Origin of the sequence: Ammoniphilus sp. YIM 78166, assembly GCF_004522215.1 — a bacterium.
Taxonomy (GTDB): domain Bacteria; phylum Bacillota; class Bacilli; order Aneurinibacillales; family RAOX-1; genus YIM-78166.
In genome coordinates, this window is the sequence record NZ_SDLR01000010.1 from 61,552 (window position 1) to 75,445 (window position 13,894).

Annotated in this window: 17 protein-coding genes; 1 reads left to right on the plus strand and 16 read right to left on the minus strand. The window is 49.8% G+C overall.

The genetic code is table 11. The annotated features are described in order from the left end of the window. Positions 1–169 precede the first annotated feature (169 nt). Genes hisIE through EIZ58_RS29110 form a run of 8 tightly spaced genes read right to left on the minus strand, consistent with a single transcriptional unit; the run spans position 170 to position 6,567 of the window. Positions 170–793, minus strand: coding sequence for a bifunctional phosphoribosyl-AMP cyclohydrolase/phosphoribosyl-ATP diphosphatase HisIE (hisIE, locus tag EIZ58_RS29075; RefSeq protein ID WP_134704489.1), 624 nt, complete (start codon positions 791–793; stop codon positions 170–172). Continuing rightward, positions 790–1,551: an imidazole glycerol phosphate synthase subunit HisF gene (gene hisF / locus EIZ58_RS29080; RefSeq protein WP_134704490.1), complete on the minus strand. Its 762-nt coding sequence runs from the start codon at positions 1,549–1,551 to the stop codon at positions 790–792. The genes hisIE and hisF overlap by 4 nt, the downstream gene beginning before the upstream one ends. Before the next feature lies 1 nt (position 1,552). Then, entirely contained in the window at positions 1,553–2,293 is a 741-nt protein-coding gene (hisA, locus tag EIZ58_RS29085) for a 1-(5-phosphoribosyl)-5-[(5-phosphoribosylamino)methylideneamino]imidazole-4-carboxamide isomerase (protein ID WP_134704491.1), read from the minus strand. Further along, a complete protein-coding gene (hisH, locus tag EIZ58_RS29090; protein WP_134704492.1) occupies positions 2,286–2,915 on the minus strand; it encodes an imidazole glycerol phosphate synthase subunit HisH in 630 nt (209 codons plus the stop codon). The genes hisA and hisH overlap by 8 nt, the downstream gene beginning before the upstream one ends. Positions 2,916–2,917: 2 nt before the next feature. Then, positions 2,918–3,502 carry an imidazoleglycerol-phosphate dehydratase HisB gene (gene hisB, locus EIZ58_RS29095; RefSeq protein ID WP_134704493.1) on the minus strand — a complete coding sequence of 195 codons (585 nt, stop codon included), beginning with the start codon at positions 3,500–3,502 and terminating at the stop codon, positions 2,918–2,920. Positions 3,503–3,510: 8 nt separating this feature from the next. Then, the gene (gene hisD / locus EIZ58_RS29100) at positions 3,511–4,785 is read right to left on the minus strand and encodes a histidinol dehydrogenase (protein ID WP_134704539.1); all 1,275 of its coding nucleotides are present in this window, start codon (positions 4,783–4,785) and stop codon (positions 3,511–3,513) included. A 5-nt stretch (positions 4,786–4,790) separates the two neighbouring features. Next, positions 4,791–5,420 (minus strand): ATP phosphoribosyltransferase, encoded by a 630-nt coding sequence (hisG, locus tag EIZ58_RS29105; protein ID WP_134704494.1) that lies wholly within the window; start codon positions 5,418–5,420, stop codon positions 4,791–4,793. Further along, on the minus strand, positions 5,413–6,567 hold the full coding sequence (locus tag EIZ58_RS29110) for an ATP phosphoribosyltransferase regulatory subunit (RefSeq protein WP_134704495.1): 1,155 nt from the start codon (positions 6,565–6,567) through the stop codon (positions 5,413–5,415). The genes hisG and EIZ58_RS29110 overlap by 8 nt, the downstream gene beginning before the upstream one ends. A gap of 255 nt (positions 6,568–6,822) precedes the next feature. Between EIZ58_RS29110 and EIZ58_RS29115 the strand changes: the two genes are divergently transcribed. Continuing rightward, complete coding sequence (locus EIZ58_RS29115) at positions 6,823–7,770, plus strand: nuclease-related domain-containing protein (protein WP_167578029.1); 948 nt, start codon at positions 6,823–6,825, stop codon at positions 7,768–7,770. Positions 7,771–7,917: 147 nt separating this feature from the next. Here EIZ58_RS29115 and EIZ58_RS29120 read toward each other — a convergent pair whose 3' ends face one another. The 8 genes from EIZ58_RS29120 to hprK form a co-directional block, all read right to left on the minus strand. Continuing rightward, the gene (locus EIZ58_RS29120; RefSeq protein WP_134704497.1) at positions 7,918–9,108 is read right to left on the minus strand and encodes an MBOAT family O-acyltransferase; all 1,191 of its coding nucleotides are present in this window, start codon (positions 9,106–9,108) and stop codon (positions 7,918–7,920) included. Between the two features lie 9 nt (positions 9,109–9,117). Continuing rightward, positions 9,118–10,200: an SGNH/GDSL hydrolase family protein gene (locus EIZ58_RS29125; protein WP_134704498.1), complete on the minus strand. Its 1,083-nt coding sequence runs from the start codon at positions 10,198–10,200 to the stop codon at positions 9,118–9,120. A gap of 143 nt (positions 10,201–10,343) precedes the next feature. Next, positions 10,344–10,553, minus strand: a complete 210-nt coding sequence (locus tag EIZ58_RS29130) for an alpha/beta-type small acid-soluble spore protein (protein ID WP_134704499.1) — start codon at positions 10,551–10,553, stop codon at positions 10,344–10,346. 87 nt (positions 10,554–10,640) lie between these two features. Continuing rightward, positions 10,641–10,931, minus strand: a complete 291-nt coding sequence (locus EIZ58_RS29135) for a hypothetical protein (RefSeq protein WP_134704500.1) — start codon at positions 10,929–10,931, stop codon at positions 10,641–10,643. Continuing rightward, a complete protein-coding gene (locus EIZ58_RS29140) occupies positions 10,928–11,419 on the minus strand; it encodes an acyltransferase (protein WP_134704501.1) in 492 nt (163 codons plus the stop codon). The genes EIZ58_RS29135 and EIZ58_RS29140 overlap by 4 nt, the downstream gene beginning before the upstream one ends. A 4-nt stretch (positions 11,420–11,423) precedes the next feature. Next, positions 11,424–12,080 carry a pyrophosphatase PpaX gene (ppaX, locus tag EIZ58_RS29145; RefSeq protein ID WP_134704502.1) on the minus strand — a complete coding sequence of 219 codons (657 nt, stop codon included), beginning with the start codon at positions 12,078–12,080 and terminating at the stop codon, positions 11,424–11,426. Beyond that, positions 12,080–12,886, minus strand: coding sequence for a prolipoprotein diacylglyceryl transferase (lgt, locus tag EIZ58_RS29150; RefSeq protein ID WP_134704503.1), 807 nt, complete (start codon positions 12,884–12,886; stop codon positions 12,080–12,082). The genes ppaX and lgt overlap by 1 nt, the downstream gene beginning before the upstream one ends. 20 nt (positions 12,887–12,906) lie before the next feature. Further along, positions 12,907–13,839, minus strand: a complete 933-nt coding sequence (hprK, locus tag EIZ58_RS29155; RefSeq protein WP_134704504.1) for an HPr(Ser) kinase/phosphatase — start codon at positions 13,837–13,839, stop codon at positions 12,907–12,909. Between the last annotated feature and the right edge of the window lie 55 nt (positions 13,840–13,894).

The window sequence follows — 13,894 nt, forward strand, 5'->3', positions numbered from 1 at the left end:
CGCAGTTCGCGTGGTCTCGAAACCTAGCATCTTGCGCCAAACGAGTATGGAGAGAGGGACTAGGGTGGAAAATCCATCTACTGGTCAAGCCGACAGAAAATGATACGGTTTAAGTGGAGTTTTTCCATCTACACAAAAAAACCGCTGCGTCCCCTGCAGCGGTTCTTTCTTACTTCTTATGTCTCGCAGCCAATTCCTTCAAAACATCATCCAACGGCAGGCGCTGCTCACGTAACAGCACAAGCAAGTGGTAGAGCAAATCGCTGGCTTCATAGCGAAGCTCATCATGGTTGCGGTTTTTCGCCGCAATGATCACTTCACTTGCTTCCTCGCCGACCTTCTTCAAAATCTTGTCCACGCCTTTTTCAAACAAGTACGTGGTATACGCCCCTTCCGGGCGTTCCGCATCACGCTCCGCGATCAACTGCTCCAAGCTCGCCAAGATTCCAAAACGGTCCTCCAACGGCTCATGCTCACCATGGATCGCATCAAAGCACGTATAGGTATTGCGGTGACAAGCCGGGCCTGCCGGCTGGACGCGAACCAACAGCGTGTCCCCATCGCAATCCAACGAAATGCTGACAACCTTCTGCGTGTTGCCGGAGGTTCCTCCTTTGTGCCAGTATTCCTCACGAGAACGGCTCCAGAACCAGGTTTCACCGGAATCGATGGTGCGCTGCAAAGATTCTTTATTCATATACGCCATCATCAGCACTTCTTTGCTTTGCGCGTCCTGTACGATAGCCGGAACTAATCCGCGTTCATCAAATTTAATCTTTTCCCAATCGATCATAGCCGAACTTCCACTCCTTTTTCTCGCAGATGCGTCTTCACTTCGCCAATGGAAACTTCCTTGTAGTGGAAGATGGAAGCGGCAAGTCCTGCATCTGCTTTTCCTTCCGTGAACGCATCGAGGAAATGCTCAGCGTTCCCTGCTCCCCCTGAAGCGATGACCGGAATGCCCACCGCCTCTGAGATCGCGCGGGTCAGGCCGAGGTCAAATCCGTCCTTATGCCCGTCCGAATTCATGCTGGTCAACAGGATTTCCCCTGCGCCCAGCGACTCCGCTTGGCGTGCCCACTCTACAGCATCTAATCCTGCCGCTTTTCGACCGCCATGCGTGAAAACTTCCCAGCCTTCCCCGTTTTCGCGGCGTCTGGCATCGATCGCGACAACAATACATTGGGACCCAAACACTTCGGCCCCTTCCCGAATCAGCTCTGGACGAAGAATTGCGGCCGTGTTCACCGATACTTTATCCGCTCCGGCACGAAGCACGCGGCGCATGTCGTCCACGCTGTTAATTCCGCCGCCTACGGTAAACGGAATCGTCACTTTCCCTGCGGTTTCCCGAATCACTTCCACCATCGTCTGGCGTCCTTCATGAGAAGCCGAAATGTCGAGGAATACGAGCTCATCGGCTCCCTCCTGGCTATATAGCTCAGCCAGCTCCACCGGATCCCCTGCATCGCGCAGGTTGACGAAGCTGACCCCTTTCACCACTCGCCCGTCTTTCACATCCAGGCAAGGGATAATTCGTTTAGTCAACACATTACTTCACCTCGACTTCCTTGACCGCGTCCGTTAACTTGATTCGATCCGTGTACAAGGCTTTACCTACGATCGCTCCGCACACGCCGTCCGCGGCATATTGAGCCAGGTTATGCAAATCATTCATGACACTCACTCCACCGGAAGCAATCACCTGCACTTCAGCCGCGCGAGCCAAGCCGACGATCTCGGCAATATTCGGGCCTTGCAACGTTCCGTCTCGAGCAATATCAGTATAGATAAAAATTTCGGCTCCTTTTTTAGCCAACTCCTGCGCGAGCACCTCTGCTTTGACCTCCGAAGTCTCTAACCAACCATGAGTTGCCACGAATCCGTTACGGGCGTCGATCCCGATCGCAATGCGCGAACCGCCGTATTGCTTCAAAGCTTCTTCCACGAACGGACGGTCTTGGATCGCTGATGTCCCCAATATGACGCGGCTAACTCCACCGTCCAGGTAACGGGCTACCTGCTCCATGTTGCGGATTCCCCCGCCGACTTGCACAGGCACCTTCAAGGATTGCGCAATCTCAAGAATCACTTCATCATTCACCGGCGCTCCAGCCTTGGCTCCGTCCAGATCAACCAAGTGAACCCATGCTGCTCCCTGCTCTTCCCACTGTTTCGCCATATCAACCGGAGAATCTCCATACACCGTTTCCTGGTTGTAGTCTCCCTGAATCAAGCGGACACACTTTCCGCCTCGTATATCAATCGCAGGATAAATCAAAAACTCAGCCATGCTTAACACCTTCCTTCACCAGCTTTGCAAAATTGTCCAACAGCTTCATGCCCACGTCCCCGCTTTTTTCCGGGTGGAACTGAGTGGCATACACGTTTTTGCGACCGATAATCGCTGGCACTTCCTGAAAATAATCAGCGGTCCCAATCAAGATATCACGATCGGTCGTAGCCGGGTCCAGGAAGTAGGAGTGTACAAAATAGGCATAGCCTTGTTCTACGTCCTTCACAAGGACACTGTCAGGCTGCAAAAAGTTCAATCGATTCCAGCCCATATGCGGAATTTTATAGTCTCCTTGAAAACGACGAACCACACCAGGAAAAATGGCAAGTCCTTCGTTTTGTCCATGCTCTTCACTTTCGCTAAACAACAGCTGCATCCCAAGGCAAATGCCAAACAGCGGACGGCCCGAAGCGGCAAAATCGCGAATGGCGTCCACGAAGCCTTGCTCTCTCAGATTGCGCATGGCATCGCCAAACGCACCCACTCCTGGAAGAATGGCGCCGTCGGCTTTCGACAATTGTTCAGGTGAATCCACAATTTCATAATCATAGCCCAGACGCTCTATCGCCTTGCTGACGCTGTGCAAGTTCCCCATGCCGTAATCGATAATGGCGATCATGTCTATAACATCCCCTTTGTCGATGGAACCCCTTTGACCCTTGGATCGATGGAGGTGGCTTCATCCAGCGCACGCGCCAGGGCTTTGAAGATCGCTTCGATCATATGATGGGTGTTATATCCGTAGTGAAGGATGATATGCAAATTCATGCGTGCCTCCAGTGCAAGCTTCCACATGAATTCGTGAACCAGTTCCGTCGGGAATTGCCCCACTTGCTGACTTGGGTATTGCGCACGGTACTCCAGGTGCGGACGGTTGCTTAGATCGATCACGACTTGAGCTAAGGTTTCATCCATCGGAACAAAAGAATTGCCATAACGCTTAATCCCTTTTTTATCCCCTAAGGCTTCACGAAGCACTTGTCCTAGGCAAATCGCAATGTCTTCCGTGGTATGGTGATAATCCACATCAATATCCCCTACGGCTTTCACCGTGAGGTCGAAATGGCCGTGCTTGGTAAACAGGTCGAGCATATGGTTCAAAAAGGGTACGCCCGTATCAATGTTCGCGATCCCTTGTCCATCAATGTTAAACTCAAGTTCAATTTCGGTTTCACCCGTTTTACGATAAATCTGACTGCTGCGCATGTTGTGAGTTATCCCCTTTCCTTCTTTAAGCGGAATTCAATCGCCCGTGCATGGGCGGTTAGTCCTTCCGATTCGGCCAAAGCGATGATTTTCGGCCCGTTTTGGAGTAGGTCGGTACGGCTATAGGAAATCAAGCTGGATTTTTTAATGAAATCATCCACATTCAAGGGAGAAGAAAAGCGTGCTGTGCCATTCGTCGGAAGCACGTGGTTCGGTCCGGCAAAATAGTCGCCCACCGGTTCCGAGCTGTATTCCCCTAGGAAAATGGCTCCGGCGTTTTCAATCTGCCCTACATATTGGAAAGGATCTTCAATCATCAATTCCAAATGTTCAGGCGCGAGCTCGTTTACGGTCTTGATTCCTTCTGCTAGGCTCTCCACCACACAAATCGCTCCATAATCACGAATGGAAGCCTCGGCGATCTCCCGGCGCGGAAGCTCGGCTACTTGCTTGGCGACCTCGAGCTGAACCTCTTCAGCAAGGGCTTGACTTGTCGTTACTAATACCGCGGAAGCCATCGGGTCATGCTCCGCTTGGGAAAGAAGGTCCGCTGCGATATAGGTTGGATTGGCTTGTTCATCCGCAAGGACCACAATCTCGCTTGGACCCGCCACCATATCAATATCCACCATCCCAAACACTTCCCGCTTAGCTAAAGCGACATAGATGTTGCCCGGTCCGACAATTTTATCGACCGGTTGAATCGTTTCCGTACCATAGGTCAGGGCGGCAACCGCTTGGGCTCCCCCCACTTTGTAGATTTCCGTTACGCCCGCAATATAAGCGGCCGTGAGGACACCCGGGTCAATTCGGCCTTGCTTGTCTGGAGGCGTGACCATCACGATCTCCTGGACGCCTGCGACTTTCGCCGGAAGAGCGTTCATGAGCACAGAGGATGGATAGGCAGCTCTGCCGCCAGGAACGTAGATTCCTACGCGCTTCAGCGGACGAATGATTTGTCCGAGTAAGGTCCCCGTAGGCGACGTTTGCATCCAGGACTGTCTGGCTTGCTTTTCATGGAAGGTACGGATATTGTTTGCGGCTTCTTCAAGCGCTTGACGGACTTCCTCCGAGACTTCGGATAGGGCGGCTTGGATTTCTTCCGGAGTGACGGCCAGGTTTTCGATATGCACCCCATCAAACTTCTCGGTGTACGCACGTACCGCCTGATCGCCTTCTTTTTTCACGGTGGAAAGAATGTTAAGAACAGCTTGACGCTGTTCTTCCGTTCCTGTTTCTACATCTCGTTTGGTTGAAAAGTTGTTTATGTCCACAATTTTCATCATGATTATTCTCCTCTCGGAATGACGGAGGCAAATTTATCTACTATATAATCAATCTCCGCGTTTTTCATGCGGTAGCTTACTCGGTTGGCAATGAGACGCGTCGTGATCGGCATCATTTCTTCTAGCTCGACAAGACCATTTTCCTTTAAGGTGCGGCCCGTCGAGACTATGTCTACAATTCGATCCGCTAAGCCAATGAGCGGCGCCAGCTCGATAGAACCATTGAGTTTAATCACCTCGACTTGAGCTCCCTGCTCCCGGAAATAGCGGGAGGCTACCTTCGGGTACTTCGTCGCTACTCTTGGCGCGTCGGTCGGCTTCCAGTCGGGAAGGCCGGCAACGGAGAGGCGGCAGTGGCTGATTTTGAGGTCAAGAAGCTCGTACACATCCCGCTCTTCTTCCAGCAGCACGTCTTTTCCAACTACACCAATATCGGCCACGCCGTATTCCACGTAAGTCGGGACGTCTGTAGGTTTAGCCAAGATAAAATCTATATTGATTTCTTCTACAGGAATGATGAGTTTACGAGAATCTTCAAATTCCGGAGGAATGGGTAGTCCCGCTTCGCGAAGCAGCTCCACGGCTTCCTCAAAAATGCGGCCCTTAGGCATCGCAACTGTCAATCTAGACATAGGTTTCCCCTCCTCTCAAATCGATAATAGCATCGTAGTGTTCCGTCGGCGCCTGCGTTCCAATTATGACAATGGAGTCTTGGCGAAGGTCGGTCGCTTTTTGAATGGCTTCTGTACGGCATTCCTGATCATAACGGATGTAGATCTTGCGCTGCTCCTGCGGTGCTTCCAACTCGGACGATTGAAGAAGACGATCCATCTTGATAGCAAATCCCGTCGATGGATTGTCCACGCCAAAGCGAGACAACAGCTGATCATATCTTCCCCCGCCGCATACTGGCCATCCTTGGTTGGCCGCGTATCCTTCGAAGAGGATTCCTGTGTAATAGTTCATGCTGCTGAGCAGGTTAAGGTCAAACAAGATATGTTCTGTTACTTCATAAGCTTGAAGGGCGCCCCATAGCTGCTGCAAGTTGCGGACCGCTTTTCGTGCTCGGCCATTAATCGTCAAGGCTTCCGCATCGGCCAGTTTCTCTACTCCGCCGCGAAGCTTGAGGATGCCGTGAAGTCTTGCCTTTTGGTCCTCCGCGATGGAAAGGGCTTCTACATCCTGGCGGAACCCTACGTAGTCGGAGGTATGCAGGCGTTCTTTCAGCTTTTCGCGCTGATCCTCAGAATCTACGGTTTCTTCCAATAAACCTTCCATAAAATCAACATGGCCGATGGCAATCTTGAAGTTCGTGAGACCAGCTGCTTGTAGGGAGGCAACGGCAAGCGCGATCACTTCTGCATCAGCTTCCACCGTCGCATCGCCGATTAGCTCCACGCCGCTTTGGATAAACTCCGCATTTCTTCCCGCTTCATTCTGCTGCGCGCGGAACACGTTCGTGTTGTACATAAGTCTCAGTGGACGGGGCTCGTCTTTGAGCAGGGAAGAAGCGACGCGAGCGATCGGCGCTGTCACGTCCGGTCTCAGGACCAAGGTGCGGCCCTGGCGGTCCAATAGTTTAAAAAGCTTATTATCTAAGGTGGCGCTGGCATCGCCCACTGTATCGTAATATTCCAAGGTTGGTGTCAGAATCTCCTGATAACCCCACCGTTTCATGCAAGTATTCAGCTTTTCTTCTACGAAGCGCTGCTTCGCCAGCAAGTCTGGCAAATAATCGCGCATGCCTAGCGGTTTCTCAAATCCAAGCGGCTTAGTCACGGCTGAAGTCACCTCATTTTTCCGATTCGCTTTAGTCTGCTAATAAGATAAAGCGTTGTTTGTTGTTTGAATTCTATCACAGTTAGGTAAAATGCGTCAACTCATAGTTTACCAGGGAAATTGGAAATAAGTGAGGGATAAATCCGCGGATTTGATGGATATTTTCCCGTGTTTGATGGATATCATTCAAAACTTGAAGGATTCCTCGATCTCCAGATCGAATCTCTTCTTAATCTACCCCAAGGAGGCGAGTACGTGATAAAAAAAGAACGAGAAAATCCACCTACATTGAAAAAATACGAGGCACTCCTCAGGCTTCTCCCTACCAACCACCCGAAGAGGAAGATCCTAGAGGAAGAGCATCGCAATATCCGCGCCGGTTACCATGGTGAAAAGGAATTAGACTACCATCTCTCCTTATTACCCGAAGACGAGTTTCTTATCTTTCAGGGACTACACTTGCCTAAAGTTCAAATGGACACTTTGCTGCTCTCCCCCTCGTTCGGCGTCATCATAGAAAGCAAGAATTTCTCCGGCACCTTGCATTTCGACAGTGAATCCGGTCAATTCACTCGAACACTCCATCAAAACAAGCAAGGCTTCTCTGATCCGATTCTCCAAGTGAACCGCCAAAAGCTCCGATTCCAACAATGGCTCACTCAACACAAGGTAAAGCCACTCCCCTTACACGTTCTGGTAGCCATCAGCTTCCCCAGCACCCTCCTCGAAACTGACCGCACCAACTCCCACATTTTCAAGATTGTGACGCACGCCGAGCGTATCCCATCCAAAATCTTAGCCCTCCCGCAAGCCGAAAAACCGATGCTCTCCCTGCAACAACTTAAAAAGCTAACCACCCTACTCCTCCAAGAGAATACGTCACCCTCCACTGACATCCTGCAAAAGCACCCTATCCACCCGAGGGACTTCACCCCAGGAATCCCCTGCCCAAACTGCAAGCCACTCACCATGACTAGAGCCCATGGCCTATGGATCTGCCCCCACTGTCAGCACAAAGATAAACTAGCCCATCTTCAACCCATCCAGGACTACCTTGCCATCCTCGGCCAACTCTCCAATCAGCAATGCCAGCAACTCCTCCAGCTTCCCAGTCCCCAACTGGTCAGCCGACTGCTGGCGGCCATGAAGCTCCCCCACAGAGGACAAAATAAAGGGAGAATTTACCTGTCCCCAGAACTATAAAAAAAACGACCCACACCGGGCCGCCTCCAAATCTAAAAATTATTATATATAAAATTCGCTTCCGTTCCGGAACTAAATAACACAATCAACACAATGATCACCAGCCAAAACAACGCCCGGAATCCATCCGCTAACCACACCATCCGGTCAACCTCCCAGCCCTAGCATTCGCGATATTACATAAAAGCTTTGCTGTACATCACAGGTGAAAAATACCCATCCAACGACTACGTAGTGAAAAGTAACCACTCCCCCTAGCCCAGCCAGCACACGATCACTCGGAACCAAACGAGCGACCCATGGGCCTACCCAAGAGGAATAGTACTTGAGAATAATCAACCCTATAGCGTGGAACAGTCCCCACAAAACAAAATTCCAGGCCGCCCCGTGCCAAATCCCCGTAGCCATCCACACGATAAAAATATTGCGGAGCATTCTGGCCGTATTGACTCGGCTTCCGCCAAGGGGGATGAACAAGTAATCGCGAAACCAACTGGTCAAGGACATATGCCAATTTCGCCAGAACAAGGATAGGTTTCGCTTAAAATACGGGTAATTGAAATTCTCCATGATCTTATAGCCAAACAGACGCGCACTTCCTATGGCGATATCGGAATAACCGGAGAAATCCATGTAAATTTTGATGGCATACGCGTATGCGGCGATCCAGTAGCTGACCGAACTCAACCCAGCAGTTTGTAGCCCATCCGTAAAGGGAGTCAAAGAATCGGCAATGACGACTTTCTTAAACAAACCGAGGAGAATCCTAAACAAACCTTCATAAATGCATTCCCACCGAAAGGTTACAGTATGCTCACGTGTCTGGACTTCAAAACGCTGGTACCGCTCAATGGGGCCAGAGGCCAAGGTCGGAAAAAACAGCATATAGGCAACAAACTGCCTAAAGTTCGTCTCCCGAATATCCCCTCGATACAGGTCAATCAGATAGTGCATAAATTTAAAGGTAAAGAAGGAAATGCCCAACGGGATAACAAGATCAGGAATCGGCAGGCGTGCCGTCTGTTGAACCAGCAATAAGACATCATTGACCGTCCCCAGCACCCAGGCGGAATATTTGTAAGCACTCAAGACCCCTAAGGGAAGGAGCAATCCTAACACGAGCCAAAATTTTCTCCGAGACTGCAAGATCATCTGCCCCTTCCCATAGACCATCAACGTCATCGACACCAAAATCATCGTGGCCATGGGAAACGAAAACAAGAAAAAGAACAAGCTAGCCAGCAATAAGGCATCTCTGCGGTGGCGAGCGGGTACCACAAACCAATACAGCAAGAAGAAAACAACCAAAAAGCTGCCATAAAAAAGAGATAATAACATAAGACCTCCCTAAGGGAACAACACGTGAAGCCGTTCCATATCTTCCACTAAATGTTCGGCAATCTCCTCATGGCCCTCGCTCAGAAGATGTACCGTATCGGAAAATTGAGAGGAATCGACCCGCGTTTCATAATCCAAAAAATGATGACCATACTGCGTTACCTTGTGCTCAAGTTCCTGCTTCGTGTCATCCATAGCCTGGTAGTCTACCTTGCGATAATGATCTAGCAATTCCACGTTTCTCGGGGTGAAAAAAATCAGCGTTTCCTGAGAGGTTTGATCTGCCAGCTGCAAAAAGTACTCAAAATATCGCCAAGCCATCGTCTCATGCGAAACCGAGCCGAGCTTCCAATCGCCTTGCATCTTTTCATCCCAGACTTTTTCAAACCAAGGCGTGTATAAAGAGTCGTCTTCCTCCGCGTCTGCCCCAATGCCATATGCGTAATCCGCTTGATCCTGAACCCACTCCGAAGTTTCCTGTCCAAAAATCCAATGGGACAAAGAAGACCGATGAGCGTACAGCTTCCAATGAGAAAGAAGGTGCTTTCGTATCCAGCTATTCTCATCAAGAGGAACCGGCGGCTCCACCTGCAAGGAGGACCAAGCTACTTCATTTGGAGGGAAAAGCTCAAGTACCATTTCACGATTGATAATCTTAGGCTCGTTAAACCAGCCCGTATTCAAATTGTAAACCAGGAGGTCAATCGGCTGCTGCGGATTATGCAGGCTTTTGAGCAGAAAATACGCATCAGCGATGCCTAGTCCTCTTATACCCACGTTATAAAAATGAATCTCTTCATCTGGCCACTTCTCGCGGGCTAAAGACGAAACGTATGCTGGAATGGTTTCTTCTCCTTTCCGTACCGAGGAGCCATACATGACGGAATCACCAATAAAGACCACCTTTCTTCCTTGGTCTTCTCGAATAAAATCCGTATAGCTGATTAAAGTATTCCGTTCCTCCACAGCTAAGCGATAGGTGGCACCTGCCGCATATTGTCGTTGCAAAGAAAAGCCGATGATCCAATCTAATCCCACTAAGAACGTAACTAACAAAATAAGAACTCGATGATTAATGCGAATCCATTTCATCTTTCGCAGAAAGCTCCTTCTAATTTACAATTTATTACACAGAGGGATTATATCAGAGGTTGGCAAGTTTGGACATACTCCAAATATACGAAAAAAGGCCACTGGGAAACCCAGTGACCTTTCATCCAACTATTTAATTGTTATTATTGTCTAAATCCTTGTCCAGAAAGAGCTTGCTCAGCGAATTGAACTAGGCGCTTAGTGATTTCTCCTCCAACAGAACCGTTAGCACGAGAAGTTTGATCTGCACCAAGTTGTACACCGAACTCTTGAGCGATTTCATACTTCATTTGGTCAAGAGCCTGACTTGCTCCTTGAACTAACACTTGATTACTGTTGTTGTTGTTAGCCATCTAGTGGCACCTCCAAATTGTTTTTCAAGGATTTATCATCCTTGTACTAGTTAATTTGGACAAAATGCCTCGAACTATTCTTGTAAACTATTGGAAATTAAATATATACCCACGATAGATGAGATCAGCCAGGACCAACGCCCCTGGCACATGCAAATACCAAATATAAAATCCCTTCAGCTGAGGCTCGGTGATCCACTCCTGCCGTCTCAACTTATGAAGTCCGATGCGAACCGTACACATCAGCCAATAAACCGACCAATTAATCAGAGGAAGATAAAGCACGGCAAACCACAAGAACGTGAACGTATCCTCACCTAGATAAAACCGAAGCGCTAGGGCAGGAGCGAGCACTGCTCCAAATTTTCGAAGCTTCATTCCTGCACACTCTTTCGGATGATCTGAGCTGGGTTTCCTCCCACAAAGGCCCCTGGCGGAACATCTCGATGAACCAGGGATGCCGCAGAGACAACCGCACCATCCCCGATCGTCACCCCAGGCAAGATGGTGGAATTGGCCCCAATCATGACATTCGAGCCGATGACCACATCGCCCAGTCGATATTCGTGAATCAAGTACTCATGCGCGAGGATGGTTGTATTATAGCCAATAATGGTATTGGATCCGATCCGAATTCGTTCAGGATACAGAATATCGGGAACCACCATAAAAGCCATAGCCGAATGCTTTCCGATCTCCATCCCTAATACCTGACGAAACAGCCAGTTTTTCCAGGAAGGAAACGGGATATAACGACCGATCACGACCACGAGGGTATTGCGGAAGGCTCTCCAGAACGGGATCGTACGATACACTTGCCACAGCGAGTTCGGTCCTTCGACCGGATAACGCTCGGTTCGGCGCATGGACTTACTTCTCCCCTTTGACGACGGCGATGAGATCTTTCATATCCTGTAGGATATACTCCGGTTTGAACTGTGCGAGAAAATCCGCTCCCTTCAAGCTCCAAGCAACCCCGGCGGAATGAACACCAGCATTATGCCCCGCTTGAATATCAAACTGCGTATCGCCGACCATCAGGGTCTTAGATGGATCGGCTCCTAAGTCGCTCAGGGCTTTTAACACAGGATCCGGACTTGGCTTATGCTTCTCTGTATCTTGAAAGGTCACAAACGTACTCATATAAGGGGTAACGCCGCAGACTTCAGCCCCCATTTCGGCAGTTTTTCGCTGCTTGGTGGTAACCACCCCCATCGTCACGCCTAGCTCCTTCAGCTCCGCCAACGTCTCTCGTACGTTCGGGAACTCGCGAATCCATTCATCATGAATTTCTTCGTTGTGCACGCGATAAGCATCCACTAGCTCATCGCGCTTTTCCAGCCCGCCAAACATCTCCATCTGCTCATGCAACGTTTTTCCCATATGAGGGATTAGGTCTTGACGTGTGTATTTATCAGGAAAGTGCGTATTAAGCACATTGAGGAAAGAAACGAGAATCAATTCATTGCTATCAATCAAAGTTCCATCTAAATCAAATAACACCGTGTTGTATCTTAGCAAGTTCATCACTCTCCATAACGGGCTTTAGCCAGCCCCATCTTTCGTCTAACCACCCATAGGATAAGGGCCGCCACGATAATCACTATACTAATCACTTGGGCAATTCGCAACGTATCCGTCAGCATCAAGCTGTCGGTTCGCATGCCTTCAATGAAGAAACGGCCGATCGAATACCAGATAAAATAGCTGAGGAACAGCTCTCCGCGGCGAAGCGGAAGCGTGCGGCGAATAATCAGAAGCAGGGCCACCCCAGCCAAATTCCATAAGGATTCGTATAAGAACGTCGGATGATAATACTGGCCATTGATATACATTTGATTAATAATAAATTCAGGCAGCTGGAGGGATTCTAAAAACTCACGAGTCGTGGGTCCCCCATGAGCCTCTTGGTTCATAAAGTTCCCCCAGCGTCCGATGGCCTGCCCGATCAGGATGCTAGGTGCCGCAATATCGGCCAAACGCCAGAAGCTGACGTTCTTCAAGCGAGCAAATACAATGCCCGTCAGCACGGCTCCGATCAAGGCGCCATGGATGGCCAGTCCGCCTTTCCACACGGCGAGAATATCTCCCGGGTGTTCCCGGTAGTAATCCCACTCAAAGGTGACATAATATAAACGAGCACAAAGGATGGAGATGGGTACCCCCCACATAATCAGATCTAAAAACAGCTCGGGATTCAGCCCTAATCGTTTCGATTCTCTCATGGCGAGGAGCAGCCCGACTAGCGCACCCGTTCCCAAGATAAGTCCATACCAATGAACCGCAATTGGTCCTAGCTGGATGGCCACCGGGTTGATCGGTGTAAGTTCCATACGCGTCTTTCCCCTTTTTCTTAGATTTCTTCCGAAGCTTCTTCGATGGTGTCCGTCAGTCTCTTGCTGAAATGGACGGCTGCATTATAGCCCATGCGCTTGAGTCGGAAGTTCATCGCAGCTACTTCACAAATAACGGCCATGTTCCGGCCGGGACGAACGGGGATGGTGATCTGCGGGATTTCCGTGTCCATAATTTTTAACGTTTCTTCATCAATGCCCAGGCGCTCATAATGCTTTTGCGCATCCCAGAGCTCCATCCGAATGACGAGGGCAATTCGCTTATAATTACGTACCGCGCCCGCTCCAAATAAGGTCATCACGTTAATGATGCCTAAACCGCGAATTTCCAGCAAATGCTGAATCAGCTCTGGAGCACTCCCGATCAGTTGGTTTTCTTGGGTCTGGCGAATTTCTACGGCATCATCGGCAATCAAGCGATGACCTCGCTTGACAAGCTCCAAGGCCGTCTCACTTTTCCCGATACCGCTACCGCCTACCAACAGCACGCCCACGCCATACACATCCACCAATACGCCGTGCATGGTCGTAACAGGAGCCAACCGTCCTTCTAAATAGGTGGTGAGCTTACTGGACAGCTTGGTCGTAGGCAAATTCGAATGAAGGACAGGTACCCCGGTTTCTTCCGAGATTTGCTTCAACTGTTCTGGAATCTCCAGATCACGCGCCACACAAATACAAGGCGTGGTTTCGGCGCAGATCTTGCGGAAGCGTTCATCGCGCTCCTCCGCGCTAAGCAGCTGGATGTAACCCATCTCCGTTCGGCCAATTAGTTGTACCCGCTCTGCGTTGTCATATGTATAGTAGCCGGTTAGCTTCAAACCTGGACGGTTAATATCGCTTGTCGTTACTTCCCTCAGTAGGCCTTGCTTTCCGCTTACGACCTTTAGTTCAAACTGCTTCACAATATCTCTGACTACGGTCCTTCTCATAGGTCCTCCCCCTTCGCTGCCGATAGAAAAGATTAGAATGTTATTCCTATTCTAC